Source organism: Roseateles sp. P5_E1, assembly GCF_054049335.1.
The window spans coordinates 22,565-37,813 of sequence record NZ_JBFUMN010000005.1; the positions used below are offsets into that span (position 1 = coordinate 22,565).

The 15,249-nt window shown below is 69.3% G+C and carries 13 protein-coding genes; 6 read left to right on the forward strand and 7 right to left on the reverse strand.

The genetic code is table 11. The annotated features are described in order from the left end of the window. Positions 1–72 precede the first annotated feature (72 nt). Both ACXJKJ_RS07220 and ACXJKJ_RS07225 read right to left on the reverse strand, forming a co-directional pair. Positions 73–966: a hypothetical protein gene (locus tag ACXJKJ_RS07220; protein ID WP_457389623.1), complete on the reverse strand. Its 894-nt coding sequence runs from the start codon at positions 964–966 to the stop codon at positions 73–75. Positions 967–976: 10 nt separating this feature from the next. Beyond that, positions 977–2,173: an amino acid aminotransferase gene (locus tag ACXJKJ_RS07225; protein WP_457389624.1), complete on the reverse strand. Its 1,197-nt coding sequence runs from the start codon at positions 2,171–2,173 to the stop codon at positions 977–979. A 109-nt stretch (positions 2,174–2,282) separates the two neighbouring features. Between ACXJKJ_RS07225 and ACXJKJ_RS07230 the strand changes: the two genes are divergently transcribed. Beyond that, on the forward strand, positions 2,283–3,734 hold the full coding sequence (locus tag ACXJKJ_RS07230) for an alkaline phosphatase family protein (RefSeq protein WP_457389625.1): 1,452 nt from the start codon (positions 2,283–2,285) through the stop codon (positions 3,732–3,734). On the opposite strand, the gene ACXJKJ_RS07235 is transcribed toward ACXJKJ_RS07230, so the two are convergent. Beyond that, entirely contained in the window at positions 3,731–4,834 is a 1,104-nt protein-coding gene (locus ACXJKJ_RS07235) for a DUF2332 domain-containing protein (RefSeq protein WP_457389626.1), read from the reverse strand. The genes ACXJKJ_RS07230 and ACXJKJ_RS07235 overlap by 4 nt on opposite strands. Positions 4,835–4,890: 56 nt before the next feature. Here ACXJKJ_RS07235 and ACXJKJ_RS07240 point away from each other — a divergent pair, with 56 nt between their 5' ends. Both ACXJKJ_RS07240 and ACXJKJ_RS07245 read left to right on the forward strand, forming a co-directional pair. Beyond that, on the forward strand, positions 4,891–5,544 hold the full coding sequence (locus ACXJKJ_RS07240) for a Crp/Fnr family transcriptional regulator (protein WP_457322815.1): 654 nt from the start codon (positions 4,891–4,893) through the stop codon (positions 5,542–5,544). 132 nt (positions 5,545–5,676) lie between these two features. Continuing rightward, positions 5,677–7,233, forward strand: coding sequence for a tryptophan halogenase family protein (locus ACXJKJ_RS07245; protein ID WP_457389627.1), 1,557 nt, complete (start codon positions 5,677–5,679; stop codon positions 7,231–7,233). A 6-nt stretch (positions 7,234–7,239) separates the two neighbouring features. On the opposite strand, the gene ACXJKJ_RS07250 is transcribed toward ACXJKJ_RS07245, so the two are convergent. Beyond that, complete coding sequence (locus tag ACXJKJ_RS07250) at positions 7,240–7,731, reverse strand: glutathione peroxidase (protein ID WP_457351051.1); 492 nt, start codon at positions 7,729–7,731, stop codon at positions 7,240–7,242. A gap of 158 nt (positions 7,732–7,889) precedes the next feature. On the opposite strand from ACXJKJ_RS07250, the gene ACXJKJ_RS07255 reads away from it, so the two are divergent. Then, a complete protein-coding gene (locus ACXJKJ_RS07255; RefSeq protein WP_457351053.1) occupies positions 7,890–8,852 on the forward strand; it encodes a hypothetical protein in 963 nt (320 codons plus the stop codon). A gap of 45 nt (positions 8,853–8,897) precedes the next feature. On the opposite strand, the gene lplT is transcribed toward ACXJKJ_RS07255, so the two are convergent. Then, a complete protein-coding gene (lplT, locus tag ACXJKJ_RS07260) occupies positions 8,898–10,187 on the reverse strand; it encodes a lysophospholipid transporter LplT (protein WP_056192011.1) in 1,290 nt (429 codons plus the stop codon). Positions 10,188–10,308: 121 nt separating this feature from the next. Between lplT and alr the strand changes: the two genes are divergently transcribed. Together alr and arfB are read left to right on the forward strand one after the other, a co-directional pair. Continuing rightward, complete coding sequence (alr, locus tag ACXJKJ_RS07265; protein ID WP_457389628.1) at positions 10,309–11,409, forward strand: alanine racemase; 1,101 nt, start codon at positions 10,309–10,311, stop codon at positions 11,407–11,409. Next, complete coding sequence (gene arfB / locus ACXJKJ_RS07270; protein WP_457389629.1) at positions 11,402–11,809, forward strand: alternative ribosome rescue aminoacyl-tRNA hydrolase ArfB; 408 nt, start codon at positions 11,402–11,404, stop codon at positions 11,807–11,809. The genes alr and arfB overlap by 8 nt, the downstream gene beginning before the upstream one ends. On the opposite strand, the gene ACXJKJ_RS07275 is transcribed toward arfB, so the two are convergent. Beyond that, complete coding sequence (locus ACXJKJ_RS07275) at positions 11,803–13,974, reverse strand: prolyl oligopeptidase family serine peptidase (protein WP_457389630.1); 2,172 nt, start codon at positions 13,972–13,974, stop codon at positions 11,803–11,805. The two genes, arfB and ACXJKJ_RS07275, sit on opposite strands and share 7 nt — an antisense overlap. A gap of 65 nt (positions 13,975–14,039) precedes the next feature. Further along, positions 14,040–15,245: a Tet(A)/Tet(B)/Tet(C) family tetracycline efflux MFS transporter gene (gene tet / locus ACXJKJ_RS07280; RefSeq protein ID WP_457389631.1), complete on the reverse strand. Its 1,206-nt coding sequence runs from the start codon at positions 15,243–15,245 to the stop codon at positions 14,040–14,042. Between the last annotated feature and the right edge of the window lie 4 nt (positions 15,246–15,249).

Below are 15,249 nucleotides of genomic sequence, written 5' to 3' on the forward strand. Positions count from 1 at the left end.
AGACGGCGTGCGGCCGCTGCCAATGAAACCGGCGGCCACGGCCATAACCGTGCGACATGGGAGCGGGCGCACTCAGAGGCCGGGCGTCGGCCGGGCGCGGCGGTTGAAATGATCGTCAAGCACATCCAGATAGGCGCGCTGTGTGTCGGGCGGCAATGAGATGCGCAAGGTGTCGCGCAGCATCGCGGCGCCCTCTGGCGTGCCCAGAGCCGCGTCGATGATGCGGATGGCCGCGTGGCCCCAGGCGGTGCGCGGGCAGGCGATGCCGCTGACGATGGCCTCGCTCGCACCCTTGATGGGCAGCGCCGCCAGCGCCGGTTCGCCCGATTGTTCGTCCGCGGGCTGGCTGGCCTGGGCGATCAGGACGTTCGGGTAGTCGAGGGTGTAGTCCGCCCGGCGCTGCATGAGCATGGGCAACAGGCTGCTGCCGTAGTCGCCGCCGAACAGGTGCTGCACCTGCGGGCCGGCGGGCTGGGCCTTGATCAGCGCATCCAGGGCCGGCCCGTAGCTGCGTCCCTGGGCCAGCACGCCGCGCAGCGAGGCGTCGGCCAGCAGGGCCTTGAGGTCCACGGCGCCGTTTGCGTCCAGCGGCAGCGCGGCGCGGCGGTCCCGGCGCACGATGAGCTGGGGCGGCGGCACCAGCCAGGTGTCGGTGAAATAGGCCAGGCGCTCGCGCTCCGGCGTGCGCGCGGCGCCGGCATGGCAGGCCCGCCGACGCTCGCGGATGAGCACCCAGCTGCGCTCGGCATTGGCCACCGTGGGCTGCAAGGCCACACCGGGCAGCCGCGCCTGCAGCCAGCGCGTCAGCTCGTCTGCGGGGTGGCGCATGACGTCGCCATCCGGCACCACCATGGTGTTGCTGACCAGCCAGAGGATGGAGTCGACCGCCGGCGGTGCGTCGGCGGCCAGGCCGGTGCTGCTGGCTACCGCAATAGCAAGGGCAAGGCCGGCCTCCCGGACTCGCATGCGCGGGCCCTCAACCAGCCAGCACGGCCGCCATCGCCTCGGCGGTGGCTTCGACGTTGCGGGTGTTCAACCCGGCCACGCACATGCGGCCGGAGCGCAGGATGTAGACGCCGAACTCGGTCTTGAGCCGCTCGGCCTGCTCGGCGGTGAGGCCGGTGTAGCTGAACATGCCGCGCTGGGTCAGGAAGTAGCTGAAATCGCGGCCCGGCAGCTTGGCGGCGAGCACGTCGTGCAGTTGGCGGCGCATGGACTGGATGCGCTCGCGCATGTCGGCCACTTCGGCCTCCCACATCTCGCGCAGCACCGGCGTGGTCAGCACCTTGGCCACGACCTGGCCGCCATGCATGGGCGGGTTGGAGTAGTTGCGGCGGATCATGAACTTCATCTGGCCAAGCACGCGCGCGGCCTGGTCAGCATCCGGGCAGACAACGCTCAAGCCTCCGCAGCGTTCACCGTACAGGCTCATGCTCTTGGAGAAGCTGTTGGCGATCAGGAAACTCAGGCCCTCGTCGGCCAGCAGGCGCGGCGCGAAGGCGTCTTCGTCGATGCCGTCGCCATAGCCCTGGTAGGCCAGGTCCAGGAAAGGCAGCAGGCCGCGCTCGCGGATCAYGGGCACCAGCGCGCGCCATTGGTCCTGCGTCAGGTCGACGCCGGTCGGGTTGTGGCAGCAGGCGTGCATGACGACGATGCTGCGCGTGGGCAGGGCCTTGAGATGAGCCAGCATCGCGTCAAAGCGCAGGCCGCCGGTGGCCGGGTCGTAGTAGGGATAGGTCTCGCAGCTATGGCCCGAGCCTTCGAAGACCGCGCGGTGGTTGTCCCAGGTCGGGTCGGACAGGTAGATCTTGCTGTCCGGGAAGTAGCGCTTGAGCAGATCGGCGCCGACCTTGAGGCCGCCGCTGGAACCCACGCCCTGGATGGTGGCAATGCGGCCGGCCTTGATGGCCGGGTGATCGGCGCCGAACAGCAAGGCCTGCACGGCGCTGCGAAAGTTGGCTGCGCCTTCCATCGGCAGATAGGGCCGTGGGCCGGCCACCTCGACAACGGCCAGTTCAGCCGCGCGCACCGAGGGCAGCATGGGGATGCGGCCGTCGTTGTCGAAGTAGATGCCGATGGACAGGTTGATCTTGCCGGCGCGGGGGTCCTTCTGGAAGGCCTCGTTGAGGCTCAGGATGGGATCGCCGGCGTAGGCATCGACATGCTCGAACATGGGGTGGGTCTCCGATGGGAAGCGCCGATTATCCAGAGCCTCGTCATCAAGGCTGTGGACCGCGGTTGAACCCACCGGTGCTAGCCTGCGGCGGCTCAGGGAGAGCCCTATGCCGGTGCGTCATGTCTTCGTGTTGATGTTGGAGAACCGCTCCTTCGATCACTTCTTCGGGCTCAGCGGCCGCATGCCCCGGCCCGCCGACCCTCGCTTCGGCCCCGGCGCCACGGACCGTGCCAGCGCAGACCCTGCGCACGAATTCGAAGCCGTTCAGCAGCAGATCAACGGCGGCGCGATGGACGGCTTCCAGGGCATAGCCTGGCAGGGCTTCGATCCTGAACAGGTGCCCGTGATCCAGCAGCTCGCCGACGAGTTCCTGCTGTTCGACAACTGGTTCTCCTCGCTGCCGGGCCCGACATGGCCCAACCGCTTCTTCGTGCATGCCGCGTCCAGCGGCGGCCTGGCCACCAGCCCGACGAACCTGCAGATCGCCGGCTCGGTGATCGCGAGCAATTCGGTCTTCCGCTTCGAGCACGGCACCCTCTTCGACCGCCTCAACCAGCGTAGCCAGCCCTGGCGCATCTATCACGGCGACGTCGTCCCCCAGGTGCTGGCCCTGCCCGGCATGGCCAGCACCTTCATCAAGCCCAACGAGCGCTTTCATCCGTTCAGCAATGGCGATGAAGAGCACCCCGTGCACAGCGATTTCGCGACCGACGTCGCCCACGCCAACTACGCCCCCGTCTACACCTTCATCGAGCCCGCCTATGACCCCAGCGGCAGCTTCGGCAGCGGCAACTCCCAGCACCCGCTGGGCCGGGTCAGCGCCGGCGAGGCGCTGATCAAGTCCACCTACGAGAGCCTGCGTAATTCGCCACTGTGGCCCGACAGCCTGCTGCTCATCACCTGGGACGAGCACGGCGGCTTCTACGACCGCGAACCCCCGCCGGGCGCCACCCCGCCGGGCGACGCGCCGCTGAACCGGCCGACGCCCGACGTGGGCTTCGCCTTCGATCGCCTGGGCGTGCGCGTGCCCGCCCTGCTCGTCTCGCCGTGGGTGGCGCGCGGCAGCCTGGGCAGCCAGGTTTTCCCCGGCCAGTCCTTCGACCACAGCTCGGTGGTCAGGTCGGTGTTCGACACCTTCGGCCTCGGCCCGGCGCTGACGGCCCGCGACGCGGCAGCACCGAGCTGGACCACCGGCCTGTTGCCCGCGGCCCGCCAGGGCGCCGATGCGGGGCCGCTGACGCTGGCGGACCCGGTGCGCGATGCCGCGCCGGCCGCCGCGCCGCCTCACCGCGACGAGGTGGACGGCTTCCTCGCCGGCCGCGCGCTGATCGCGCACGAGCTCGACCGTGCGATGACGGCCGCATCGGGCGACCGCCCCGTCGGCAATCTGAAGCCGCTGACCCCGGCCCAGTTCCGCGCCAAGCGCAAGGCGGCGCTGAACGATCCCGAATTCCCGTCGCACGTCGCCCAGTACGTGCAGGAGGTGGGTGCACGCGCTCAGGCGCACCGTGACCGCGTGAAGCGCCGGGCCCGACGCACGGCGGCGGCGCCGGTCTAGCGCCAGGCCACCCAGCGCCCGTGCGGGTGGCTCCAGCCCAGCGCCCGCTCCGCGACCCGGCCGGCTTCGAGGTGGCGCAGCGTCCACAAGGTCATCGACGAGGCGGCCTCGTCGGCAGGCAGGACCGGTTCGGGAGGCACCGCCTCCTGCGCACTCAACGCTGGCAGGTCGCCGCAGATCCAGGCCAGGCCGTGGCTCAGCGCCAGCCGGTCGGCCGTCGCGCGCAGCCGGTCGAGGTCAGCGTCATTCAGGTAGTACAGCACCCAGCTCGTCAGCAGCACCGGTTGAACGCCCGCGGGCAGACCGGTCAGCCACGGCTCGATCGCGGCGATGCAGTCGTCGGCCTGGCGCACCGTGTGCGGCAGAGACTGCATCTGATGCGCGGCGCGGGCCAGGCGTTCGCGGCGGGTGGCGTCGTGCGGCCACAAACAGGCCTGCAACCAGCGCAGGCGCTCCGGGTCGCCCGGATCGACGGGGGCGGGATCGAGGCCGTAGCGCAGCGTCAGTCGCCAGTCGGCGGCCGCGGGCGGCGGCGCAGTGCCCAGCCAGCGCGATTCGATCTCGGCGCGCCGACCATCGCGGGCCGGACCGCGCTCATGCCAGCGACGATCGTCAGTGCGATAGCGCAGCGCGTATTGGTCGACACCGAGGTTGAGGCCGGCACTGCAACCCAGGTCCAACAGCGCGAGGTGGCGGGCGACGGTCGCGCGCGCCGCGTCGCCCAGGGCGGGCCACAGCGCCGCGCCGCGGGCGATCTCGTTGGTCTGCGTCGCGCCATGGCGCAGATGGTGCAGCAGCGCCGGCCATTCGCGCTCGAGGCAGGCCGACAGCGCGGTGGCCAAGGCCGCGTCCGGCTCACGGCTGCCACCGGCGCTGGGATAGTAGGCGGCCAGTTCGGGCGCCGCACCGGCCAGCACGCGTTCATGCAGGGCCGCCAGCAGCAGATTGACCTTGCGCTGCTCGGGCGGCGCCTCGGCCAGCAGCGCCAGCGCCCCCTCTTGATCGGCAGCGACGCGGCACAGCGCGACGTAGAGGGGCTCCTGGCTGCATTCCTCGCGCCCGAAACGGGCCAGCAGCATCGACAGGTCAGGTCTTTCCATGCACCCAGCATAGGCAGGTCGGGCGTCGCCTTGCGTCGGCCAGCCGACAATGCAGCATGTCCCACGACCCCGCCTTGCAGCGCGTCTTCGCGGCCCATTTCCCGGGGATCGCGTTGCCAATCGACATCGCGGCCGGCATCGCACGGCGACGCCTGGCCGATGGGCGCAGCCTCTTCGTGCAGGGCCAGAAAACGGCGGCCTTCTACGCGGTCGCGGCCGGCGAGATCGAGACCCGTTTCACGGCCGCGGACGGCACGGTGTCGGTCATCGAGAACGTCGGCCCGCCGCGACTCTTCGGCCTCGCCGCCTTCGCCGCCGGCCAGCCTTCGGAATACGAGGCGATCGCGCGCGGCGCCACCGAGGTGCTGGTCTTCGGCCGCGAGGCCTATACGCGCCTGATGGACGAGGTGCCGGGCTTCGCGCGCGCCCTGCTGGCCGAGTTCGCCCGCCGCTATGACGGCACGCTGCGCCTGCTGCAGGCGGCGCGTCACCAGGGTGCAGCCGAACGCTTCGCATTGGCGCTGGCGCAGCTGGCCCGCGAGCGTGGCCGTGCGGCTGACGAGGGTTGGGTCGAAGTGCAGGCCACGCAGGCCGAGCTGGCGCGCCTGGCCCATCTGTCGCGGCAGACGGCCAACGAGCTGCTGGGCGAGGCGGAGGCCGCCGGCCAGGTCAGGCGGGGCCGAGGCCGCTGGCTGTGGCGGGCTCGGTAACGGCCGGAACGGGCGTGCAGGACGGCACGCTCGCTCGCCGCGTTACATGTCGGCGCGCCGGGCTTCGGCCGTAATGTGGCAACCACCGGCCCGGGCTTCCCGACCCGCCGGCGTTTTTCCGGAGCTACTGCCTTGTCCGACATCCAATCCATCGTCGTCGTGGGCGGCGGCAGCGCCGGCTGGCTGGCGGCCTGCTTCCTGCAGCGCGCCCTCGGCGCGGTGCGCCAGACACCCCTGCCCATCACGCTGATCGAGTCACCGCGCATTGCCGGCATCGGCGTGGGCGAGGCCACGCTGCCGACGCTGCGCGGCATGATGCAGGCGCTGGGCCTGCCCGAGGCCGCCCTGTTCGGTGCGGCCGATGCGACGCTGAACAACGGCGTGCGCTTTCACGGCTGGCGCAGCGGCGGCAGCGCGCTCGACGACAGTTACGACCACCCCTTCGACGCGCCTCCACCCTTCGGCGGCTTCGCGACGACGGCCCACTGGCTGAACCTGATGCAGCGCGGCCTGACCCAACAGCCCATGGCCCAGGCCTGCACGGTGCAGACGACGCTGTTCGACGGCCACCAGTCACCGAAGCTGATGGACTCGCCCGACTACCAGGCGCCGGTCARCTATGGCTACCACCTGGAYGCCGCCAAGCTGGCCATGCTGCTGCAGCAGACCGCGCTGCGGCGCGGCGTGCGCCATGTGCAGGGCGAGGTGGCCCAGGTGCAGCGCGGCGCAGCCGGCATCGAGGCGGTCGAACTGGCCGACGGCCGGCGCTTTGCCGCCAGCTTCTTCGTCGACTGCAGCGGGGCAGATTCACTGCTGCTGCAGCGGGCCCTGGGCGTGCCCTGGGTGTCCTATGCCGACTGGCTGCCCTGCGACCGCAGCATCGCCGTGCCGGTGGCCTATGCGCGGGACGACACCGCGCTGCGCAGCCACACGGCCATCACGGCCCAGGACGCCGGCTGGAGCTGGGAGATCGACCTGCAAAGCCGCCGCGGCACGGGCTATGTCTATGCGTCGCGCTTTTGCAGCGACGACGAGGCCCTGCAGCGGCTGCAACAGCTCAATGCCGGGCACCGCGCGCTGGCCGCGCCTCATTTCACGACGCTGCGGGCCGGCCATGCCGCGCGGATCTGGGAGCAGAACTGCCTGGCCCTGGGTGCGGCGGGCGGCTTCGTCGAGCCGCTGGAGTCCACCAGCCTCTACCTGGTCGAATGGGCGCTGCAGATGTTCGTCGACCATGTCGCGCCCTCGGGCAACAGCGCGGTTTGCCGCGACCGGCTGAACCGCCTGGCGGGCGACTTCCACGAGGAGCTGCGCGACTTCATCGTCGCCCACTACACACTCTCGCAACGACGTGACACGCCGTTCTGGCGTACCTGCACCGACGCAGCGACCCTGCCGCCGCGCCTCGTCGAGTTGCTGGCCCTGTGGGATGCCAAGGTGCCGACGGCCACCGATCTGGACAGTCGCCTGTCGCCCTTCGGCCCGTCCAACTGGTCCTATGTGCTGGCCGGCCTGCACCGCCTGCCCAGCCAGGGCATCGGCCTGGCCGCCCACATCTCCGCGGAGGTCAGCCAGCAGGCCCTGGCCCATGTGCGTGACGTCCGCCGCGCGGCATCGGAGCAGTCACCGACGATGCGGGACTATCTGCGCAGCCAGCAGGGGATGGCCCCGCAGGTAACAGCTCACTGAAGCGAGTCAGGTCGCGGCGAGTGCCGCTTCAATGTCGCCCCGCATCTTTTCCGGCGGGTCATTTGGCGCATAGCGCTTGATGACTTGGCCGTCGCGGCCGATCAGGAACTTGGTGAAGTTCCACTTGATGGCCTCGGTGCCCAGGAAGCCCGGCTTCTCGCTCTTGAGAAACTTCCACAGCGGGTGGGCCTCGCCGCCATTGACCTTGGTCTTGGCCATCATCGGGAAGCTGACGCCGTAGTTCAGCTCGCAAAAAGACGCGATCTGGTCGTTGCTGCCTGGGTCCTGGCCGCCGAACTCGTTGCTCGGGAAGCCAATGACGACCAGCCCCCTGGGGCCGTAATCCTCCCAAAGCTGCTCCAGGCCCTTGAACTGCGGCGTGAAACCGCATTCGCTGGCCGTGTTGACGATGAGCAGGACCTTGCCGCGCTGCGAGGCCAGGTCGGCCGGCTCGCCGCGGATGGAAACGGCCTGGAAGTCGAAGACGCTCTCGCTCATGGGCTTCCTCCCTAGAAAGGCCGTCCATACTAACCCCAGGCAGGCCCGAGGGTTTGTAGCATGGCGCCGCCCGCGCGGCTGGCCGTCCAATCGCGCGAACTTGGCGCCCCGTCCTCCGGGACAGGCTCACGTCAGCAACTTCGGAAACCACCCCATTCATGGATCACCTGGCTTGCTACACCCCGGCCGACCTGGCCGGACGCACCCCGCCCGACTTCAGCACCTTCCGCTGGAAGCTGCTGGCCCAGGGCGACTCGTGGTTCTCGAATGCGCGCGCCAAGCTCAACGCCCACGCCAACCTGCTGCAGGAGCTGGTCTTCAAGTCCAACACGGCCGCGGTCAATTGCGCCGGCACCGGCAATGCGCTGTCGCACATGGTGGACCTCGAGTCCAGCCCGGACTTCGTGCGCCTGCTGACCGGCCCCGACGCGCCGACCTGGGACGGCATCCTGCTGTCCGTCGGTGGCAATGACCTGATCGCCGCGGCACGCACGCCGGCCCAGAACTGGAATGGCGAGCCCATCCCCCTGGAGCTGCGCCTGCTGCGCCGCCAGACCGAATGGGGGCCGCCTTCGGCCGGCGTCGCGCGCTATTTCTCCGAGCCCGGCTGGGCGACCTATTCCGACTACCTGCGTGCCAACGTCAAGCACCTGCTGTCCTTGCGCGACCAGGGCCCGTCCACGGGCAAGCCGGTCTTCATGCATTGCTACGCCGTGCCCATGCCGCGCCCGGCGGCCGCCGAGGGCGGCGATGACCTGGGCGCGGGCGGCCCCTGGCTTTACCCGGCGCTGAAGGCCTATGGCGTGCCCGCCGCCGATTGGGCTGCCGTCAGCCGGCTGATGGTCTTCCATCTGGCCCAGCTGCTGAAGAGCATGGCCGCAGACAAGGAAGCCTTCCGCGGCCTCTTCATCTTTGATTCGACCGCCGTGCCGCTGGCGCTGGCCGCGCCGGGCTCCACCGGCATCAGCGGCGACTGGCACAACGAGATCCACCTCAACCACAGCGGCTGCTTCAAGATCGCACGCGCCTGGAGCGAGCACATCGAGATGGTGCTGGAAGGCAAGCATCTGATCCCGGTTCCCACCGGCCGCAAGGGCCGCGGCAGCAGCGCCAGCAGCTGAACGTCCCGTCTTTCTGCCAGGTCTGCCAGGTCTGCCGGGGCCGGATTACCGGTCCTGCGGCAGGTGATCCGTGCGGGCCAGGTCGAGCAGATGCTCGACCTCTTCCTTGTGCACGACCAGGTTGCGCTGATGCCAGCGCCGGATCCACCACATGGCACCGGCCACGACGACGCCGAAGATGGTGATCGCGCCGAAGGCCGACAGGCCGAAGCGGGTCATCGCCGTGTAGAAGGCGCCCAGGCCCAGGATGCAGGCCTGCTCGTTGAAGTTCTGCACCGCGATGCTGCGGCCGGCCCCCATCAGGTTGTGGCCGCGGTGCTGCAGCAGCGCGTTCATCGGCACGACGAGGTAGCCGCCGATGCCGCCCAGCAGGATCAGGAAGGGGGCGGCCACCCACACGTTGTGGATGAGGTTCATGAAGATGACCAGCAGCCCCATCGCGATGCCCAGCGGGATGACGGAGGTGGCGCGGTCCAGCCGGCAATACAGCGATGCGACGACGGCACCAACCGCCGTGCCAATGGCGACGACGCCCACCAGCGAGGACGCCTGCGTCGTGCCGTAGCCCAGGGCGGCCGCGGCCCAGGCCAGCACGATGTAGCGCAGATTGCCGCTGACACCCCAGAACAGCGTCGTCGTCGCCAGCGAGATCTGCCCGAGCTTGTCCTGCCAGAGCCTGCTGTTGCAGGACGAGAAGTCGCGCACCAGGCCCAGGAAGCTGTGCGCATAGGGCTGCAGCGGCGCCGAGGTGCGCGGGATGCGCAGATTGAACAGGGCCGCCAGCACATACAGGCCGACGAGGCTGGCGATCGCCGCCTCGGGTGGGGAGTCGATGCCGGTCTCCATCATCGGCATGTCGATCAGCAGCAGCAGGTGCGAGACGCGGTCACCGATCAACTGACCACCGAGCAGCACGCCCAGGATGATGGACGTGATGGTCAGGCCCTCGATCCAGCCATTGGCCTTGACGAGCTGGGACGGTGGCAGCAGYTCGGTCAGGATGCCGTACTTGGCCGGCGARTAGGCGGCCGCGCCCAGGCCGACGATGGCATACGCCGCCAGTGGGTGGGCGCCGAACAGCATCATCAGGCAGCCCACCACCTTGATGCTGTTCGAAAAGAACATCACCTTGCCCTTGGGCACGGCGTCGGCAAAGGCTCCGACGAAGGGCGCCAGCACGACGTAGAACAGGGCGAACATCGGCACCAGCGCGGCGCGCTGCCACTCGGCGGCGCCGGAGGAACGCAACAGCTCGACGGCCGCGACGAACAGTGCGTTATCAGCCAGCGAGCTGAAGAACTGCGCCGACATGATGGTGTAAAAGCCGCGTTTCATCGGTCGGAGCGCAATCCTGAACTGTCTTCTGCTTGTAGGCCGGTAAAACGGGAGCGGCGCGGGTTTATAGCACGCCCCTAGTTCGGCAGCGGCGCCCCAAACCCGGGCGCAAAATCCGGCCATGCCTCGCCCGATTGAAGCCCTGATTCATACCGAAGCGCTCGCTCACAACCTGGGTCGCACGCGCGCTCAAGCCCCCAATGCCCGAGTCTGGGCCGTCGTCAAGGCCAATGCCTATGGTCACGGCATCGAACGCGCCTTTGAGGGCCTGCGCGCCGCCGACGGTTTCGCGCTGCTGGACCTGGCCGAGGCCGAACGGTTGCGCGCCCTGGACTGGCGGGGCCCCATCCTGCTGCTGGAAGGCGTGTTCGAGCCTCGCGACCTGGAGCTGTGCTCGCGCCTCAAGCTCTGGCACACCGTGCACTGCGAGCAGCAGATCGACTGGCTGGCCATGCACAAGACGCACGAGCCGCACCGCGTCTTCCTCAAATTGAACTCGGGCATGAACCGGCTGGGCTTCACGCCGGCCGCCTTTCGCGCCGCCTATGCGCGCCTGGACGCCCTGCCCCAGGTCGACGAGATCGGCTTGATGACGCATTTTTCGGACGCCGACAGCTTGCGGCAAGGTGTCGACGGCATCACCCACCAGCTCGCCGCCTTCGAAGCCGTGACCGAGGGGTTGGCCGGCGAGCGCAGCATCGCCAACAGCGCGGCAACACTGCGCCACCCAGCTCGCACAGCCCAGGACTGGGTGCGCGCCGGCATCATGAGCTATGGCGGCGTGCCCGACTTCCCCGAACACGATGCCGCCCACTGGGACCTGCGGCCGGCGATGACGCTGCGCTCAAAGATCATCGGCGTGCAGCAGCTGCAGCCCGGCGACACCATCGGCTACGGCAGCGCCTTCACGGCCGAGCAGGTCACGCGCGCAGGCATCGTCGCCTGCGGCTATGCCGACGGCTATCCGCGCCACGCGCCCACCGGCACGCCGGTGCTGGTGGATGGCAAGCGCACGCGCACGCTGGGCCGGGTGTCGATGGACATGCTGGCGGTGGACCTGTCCGAGCTGCCTGCCAGCGGCTTTGGCAGCGAGGTGACGCTGTGGGGCGAAGGCCCGCATGGCTCGCGCCTGCCCATCGACGAAGTGGCGCAATCGGCCGGCACCATCGGCTACGAGCTGATGTGCGMCATCGCGCCGCGCGTGCCAATTCGAAATGCCTGACATCCACTGGACCCCGCGCCCGGACGAACTCGAGTTCGACGCCATCCGCGCCAGCGGCCCCGGCGGCCAGAACGTCAACAAGGTTTCGAACGCGGTCCATCTGCGCTTTGACATCCACGCCTCCAGCCTGCCCGAGGCCGTCAAGGCGCGGCTGCTGAACTGGGCCGACCAGCGCATCACCTCGGAAGGCGTCGTCGTCATCAAGGCCCAGGACTCGCGCAGCCTGGAACGCAACCGGGCGGACGCCGTCGCGCGGTTGATCGAGCTGGTGCAGGCCGCCGCGCACGTGCCCAAGGCGCGCCGCGCGACCAAGCCGACCTATGGCTCCAAGCAGCGCCGGCTGGAAGGCAAGGCCAAGCGCAGCGACATCAAGGCCGGGCGGCGCAGCAAGGATTACTGAAGCGGGGACGTCATACCCAGCTGGTCGAACAGGAAGGCGTAGATGTCCGCCATCTGGTTCACGCGGATGGACAGCGAGCTGCCCATGCCATGGCCGGCGTGGGCGTTGATACTCAGCAGCACCGGCCGGCCGGAGCCGGTTGCCGCCTGCAGGCGCGCAACCATCTTGCGCGAGTGCATCGGGTTGACGCGCCCGTCCGTCTCGCCGGTGGCCATGAAGATGGCCGGGTACTTCGCACCGCCATTCACGTGGTGATAGGGCGAGTAGGCGTACAGCGCCTGGAATTGCTCAGGGTTCTTCACCGTGCCGAATTCGGTGACGTTGAATGCGCCGTTCGGGTCCAACTCCACGCGCAGCATGTCGTAGATGCCCACCGTCGAGACGACGGCGCGGAACAGCTCCGGGTGCTGGGTGAAGACCGCCCCCATCAGCAGCCCGCCGTTGCTGCCGCCTATCGCCGCCATGCGTTCCTTTGAGGTGTAGCCCTTGTCGACCAGGTATTGGGCCGAGGCGGCGAAGTCGTCAAAAACGTTCTGCTTGTTCGTCAACGCGCCCTGGGTATGCCAGGTCTCGCCGAACTCACCGCCGCCGCGCAGGTTGGCGATGACGTAGACGCCGCCGGCGTCCAGCCACAGCCTTGTCGCCGCACCCAGGAAGCGCGGCACCAGGCTGACGTTGTAGCCACCATAGCCGTTGAGCAGCAGCGGCGCGCTGCCATCCAGCTTCAGCCCCTTCCTGCGCACGATGTTGAGGGGGATGCGGGTGCCGTCCTTGCTTGTCGCGAACTCACGCACGACCTCCACGTCGCCGAAGGACACCGGGCTGGTCTGGCGCAGCGCCGTGGGCTTGCTCCTGCCGCTGTCGGCGTCGACGCGCATGAACTGCGGCGGCTCGAGATAGGTCTTCACCGCGACGAGCAGGCTGCCGTCGTCCATCACGGCCATCTCGTCCACGGTCGCCACCTCGGGCAGCTGCAGCTGCCCGCGAGGCTTGCCGTCCAGGCCGTAGATGGCCACGCGCGACGGCCCGCCGACGATCTCACGCAGGTAGATGGCGTTCCTGGTGAGGGTGATGTTGCCTGCGCCGAACTCGCCGCCGGGCTCCAGCGCGGCATCAGACTCGGGCACGATGGTCTGCGCCTTGGCTAACGTCAGGTCGTCCAGCGCCAGCTTGAGCAGCTTGCCGCGCGGCGCGTCCTGGCGGGAGATGAGATAGAGCCCGTCCGGTCCCAGGGCTGCGGCGACGACCTTGTCCTCGAAGCGTGTGACCTGGCGGATGCCTCCATCCCTGGCGATCAGGTAGTGGGCGAACTCGCCGCCGTCGCCATTGGCGACCGAGGCGATGACGCCAGGCGCGCCGGGCCGGGCGTCCAGTGCGATTTCGGCGACGCGCGGGAAGTCCTTGCCCAGCACATAGACGTCCTTTGCCGGATCGTCGCCGACGCGGTGGTAGTAGATCTGCTGGTAGAAGTGCTGGCGCTCGGCCGGTTCCTTGGCGCCGGGGTAGCGCGTGTACCAGAAGCCGGAGCCATCCTCGCGCCAGGCCAGGCTGCCGCCGCCGGTGGGGTATTGCACGTTGAGAATGACCTTGTCGACATCCTTGCCCGTGGCCACGTCGACGATGTGCAGCGAGCCGTCCTCGCTGCCGTTCTCCGACATCGACACCGCCACCAGCTTGCCCGTCGGCGAAGGCACATACCAGTCGATGGCCGTCGTGCCTTTGGGGTTGAGCGTGTTCGGGTCCAGCACCACGCGGGCCTTGGCGGGGTCGGCGTCCTGGCCCAGCACGGCCAGCATGGGCTGCTGCCTGGGCGGCTGGTTGTACAGCGCGAACAGCTGGCCCGGCGTGGCGTGCAGGTCGTAATAGGCGCTGGAGCTGGCCGTGGCCTGCTTCATCAGCCAGTCGAACATCGGCTGGCGCGCCGGCAGCTTGCCGAAATAGGCGCGCGTGCGCTTGTCTTGCGCAGCGCTCCACTGCTTCACCTTGGGGTCGCTGGCTTTCTCCAGCCAGCGGTAGGGGTCCCTGACGCTGACGTCGCCGTAGCGGTCGGTGACCGGCTTCACCGGCGTCGGCGGCACGCCCGGGTCGGCGGCATGGGCCAGCAGCGCGGCACCCGCGAGGGCAAAAACGCCGCACAGGCGCGTCAGAGCGAATTGCCAGGCCATCTGTTCTCCCCGTGAAGAGCGCGCCAGCGTAACGCCCTTGCCGAGTGGTGGGGAACGGCTGGTTGTTACGCGGTGCGAGCGCGGCGACTGAACAGCATGGGCAGCGCGATCAGATACAGCACCGCGGCGATCACCCAGACGCAGCCAGGCCAGGCGCCCTGCGTCGCCGCAAAGCCGGCCGTGACCACCAGCGGCCCGCCGATGCCGATCAGGCTGGTCAGGCTGGCCAGCGTGCCCTGCAACCCGCCCTGGCGCTGCTCGTCCACCTGCCGCGCCAGCATGGCCTGCAGTGCCGGCAGGGCCAGCCCGCCGATGGCGAACAGCGGCAGCAGCGCAAACGGCATCCAGCCTGCCACCGCCACGCCCATGCCAACGAAACCCAGGCCGTCCGCCGCCATGCCGGCCAGCAGCGCGCGCTTCTCGCCGAGCCTGGCCACCATCGGACCGGTGACGAAGGCCTGCGAGATCGCGTGCAGGCCGCCATAGCAGGCCAGCGACAGGCCCGCCACCCAGGCAGTCCAGCCGTAGCGGTCCTGGCCGTAAAGGATCCACAGCGCCGCCGGCACCTGCGACACCAGCGCGACGACGGCAAAGACCCCCACCAGCGGCAGCAAGGGCCGCTTGCCCTCCAGGCGATGCAGTGCCGAGAAGGCGTTGAACTTGCTGGCGTCCAGCCGGGCCGTGCGGTTCTGGTTGGATTCGGGCAGGGCGAACCAGGCCATCCCCAGGTTCAAGGCATTCATGACGGCCGCGGCGACGAAGGGCGCTCGCAGCGACCACTCGCCTAAAGCACCACCGATCAGCGGCCCGACGACAAAGCCCAGGCCCATGGCCGCGCCCATCTGGCCATAACGCCTGGCGCGGTCGGCCTCGGGCGTCACATCGGTGATGTAGGCCGTGCCCACGGCCATGCTGGCGCCGGTGATGCCGGACAGCACCCGCCCGACGTAGAGCCAGGCCAGGTTGGGCGCCAACGCCATCAGCACATAGTCCGCCGCGGCCCCGGCCAGCGAGGCCAGCAACACCGGCCGGCGGCCGAAACGGTCGCTCAGCGCACCCAGCACCGGGGAAAACAGGAACTGCATCGCCGCGTAGACGGCCAGCAGGGCGCCGTAGTGGTGGGTCGTGGCCTCGGCGCCGGCCAGCTCGCGCAGCAGGCCGGGCAGGATGGGAAACACCAGGCTCATGCCCACGGCGTCTAGCAGCAGCGTCATCAAGATGACGGTCAGGGCTCGATTCACGAATGCCTCTCTATCGTCGATAGAGAACATTTTG

Bases quoted from the DNA above. Each gene is read 5' to 3' on its own strand.
- arfB (WP_457389629.1), top strand. From the start codon at position 11,402: ATGCCTGACATCCACTGGACCCCGCGCCCGGACGAACTCGAGTTCGAC.
- ACXJKJ_RS07275 (WP_457389630.1), bottom strand. From the start codon at position 13,974: ATGGCCTGGCAATTCGCTCTGACGCGCCTGTGCGGCGTTTTTGCCCTC.
- ACXJKJ_RS07235 (WP_457389626.1), bottom strand. From the start codon at position 4,834: ATGGAAAGACCTGACCTGTCGATGCTGCTGGCCCGTTTCGGGCGCGAG.
- ACXJKJ_RS07250 (WP_457351051.1), bottom strand. From the start codon at position 7,731: ATGAGCGAGAGCGTCTTCGACTTCCAGGCCGTTTCCATCCGCGGCGAG.
- tet (WP_457389631.1), bottom strand. From the start codon at position 15,245: ATGTTCTCTATCGACGATAGAGAGGCATTCGTGAATCGAGCCCTGACC.
- ACXJKJ_RS07220 (WP_457389623.1), bottom strand. From the start codon at position 966: ATGCGAGTCCGGGAGGCCGGCCTTGCCCTTGCTATTGCGGTAGCCAGC.
- ACXJKJ_RS07240 (WP_457322815.1), top strand. From the start codon at position 4,891: ATGTCCCACGACCCCGCCTTGCAGCGCGTCTTCGCGGCCCATTTCCCG.
- ACXJKJ_RS07230 (WP_457389625.1), top strand. From the start codon at position 2,283: ATGCCGGTGCGTCATGTCTTCGTGTTGATGTTGGAGAACCGCTCCTTC.
- ACXJKJ_RS07255 (WP_457351053.1), top strand. From the start codon at position 7,890: ATGGATCACCTGGCTTGCTACACCCCGGCCGACCTGGCCGGACGCACC.